Raw genomic sequence first — 1,732 nt, 5'->3', positions numbered from 1 at the left:
TGGGGCGCTGGGGGATTTGGGTCAGGCTTCGTCGTGGGAGACGTTGTTTGATGCGGCGTCGTGGGAGCCGTTGTTGGCTAATGTGGGGGTTGTCGTTTGATGTGTCGGTGGCTGAGGTGCCGGGTTCGGCGGCTGCTGATGATTGGTTTGGTTCGTTGTTCTATGCGCCGCTGCATGAGTTGGGGCAGCAGTGGATTTTGAGTCCGTTTGGTGCTGAGGTCAATTCGTTTATCAATGCGACGTTTGGTTTCGGTCAGATTCTGATCGGTAACGGTGTTGACGGTGTTGATGGTGGGTCGTTGGCTGATGCTGCCGGTGGTGCTGGTGGTTTGTGGTTTGGTGATGGTGGTGCCGGTGGTACGTCCATTGATGGCGTCGGTGGTGTCGGTGGCTCGGCGGGGATGTTCGGTGATGGTGGCGCCGGTGGTGCGGGGCTTGATGGTGGTGATGGTGGCGCCGGCGGTGCTGGTGGCTGGTGGATGGGTGTTGGTGGTGATGGCGGCACTGGTGGTGCTGGTGTCGATGGTGGTGCTGGTGGCCATGGTGGTGTTGGTGGCGCGGGTGTCGGTTTTATGTACGGCGTTGGCGGCAACGGTGGTCTTGGTGGTGATGGTGCTGCGGGGGCGGCCGGGGCGGTGGGTTTGGCCGGTCTTGATGGTGGGCTGGGCCTAGCCGGTGGTGCCGGGGGCAATGGTGGTGCCGGTGGTAAGGGTTCGTGGCTGATCGGTTCGGGTGGTTCTGGTGGTGCTGGTGGCCATGGCGGCAATGGTGGCGCCGGTGGTGCCGGTGGTGATGGGGTCGATGCGATCGAGGCCGGGGCTGCCGGTGGTGCGGCCGGTGATGGTGGCCATGGTGGCGCGGCCGGTGCCGGTGGCAATGGTGGGGCGGCCGGGGCCGGTGGTCTGATCGGTGCCGCCGGGGTCAGCGGTATCGGGGGCAACGGTGGCAATGGTGGTGCGGCCGGGGTCGGTGGCAATGGTGGTGATGGCGCCGATGGTGATGCGTTAAGCGTCGATGGTGGCGAGGGTGGTCGTGGTGGCGATGCCGGGGTGGCCGGTGCTGGCGGTGGCGGTGGGCTTGGTGCCAGTGCGGGTGCGGCCGGTAGTGCCGGGGCGGCGGCTACCGGTGGTGGTAACGGTGGTCGTGGTGGTGACGGGTTCAGTGCCACCGAGGCCGGGGCTGCTGGTGGTGCTGGTGGTCGTGGTGGTGATGGCGGCAATCTGGGCAATGGTGGTGCCGGCGGTAACGGTGGTGATGGCGCGGCCGGGGTGGCCGGGCACACCGATGTCTCCGGTGATGGCACGGCGGGGTTGACCGGTGGCAATGGTGGCGCCGGTGGTGCTGGTGGTGCCGGTGGCGCCGATGCCGGTGATGGTGGTGCTGGTGGTGCCGGTGGCCGTGGTGGTGTCGGCGGTGCTGGTGGTGCCGGTGCTGATGGTGCTGCCGGTGTGGATGCGGTGGCCGGTTCTGGTGATGACGGTGGTGATGGTGGGGATGCGACCAGCACGGCCGGCAATGGTGGTGATGGCGGCGCCGGTGGTGCTGGTGGTGTTGGTGGTGCGTCGGTGCATGGTGTGGCCGGTGCTCATGGTGTTGGTGGCGTCGGTGGTGATGGTGGTGCTGGTGGCGCGGCGGGCAGTGGTGGCAATGGTGGTGCTGGTGCGGGTGGTGGTACCGGGGCGGCGGCTGGTGCCGGCGGTAGGGGTGGTAGTGCGGCGGGGTCGACTGCGGG

1 pseudogene is annotated in these 1,732 nt (G+C 67.4%); it reads left to right on the top strand.

The features are described 5' to 3' along the window. Positions 1-260 precede the first annotated feature (260 nt). Positions 261-1,732, top strand: a pseudogene (locus tag BST28_RS25330) (PGRS repeat-containing protein); the annotation flags it as partial.

Source organism: Mycolicibacter kumamotonensis (assembly GCF_002086285.1).
Lineage (GTDB): Bacteria > Actinomycetota > Actinomycetes > Mycobacteriales > Mycobacteriaceae > Mycobacterium > Mycobacterium kumamotonense.
The sequence above is the reverse complement of the archived record's forward strand: the minus strand, read 5'-3'. Positions and strand labels throughout refer to the sequence as shown.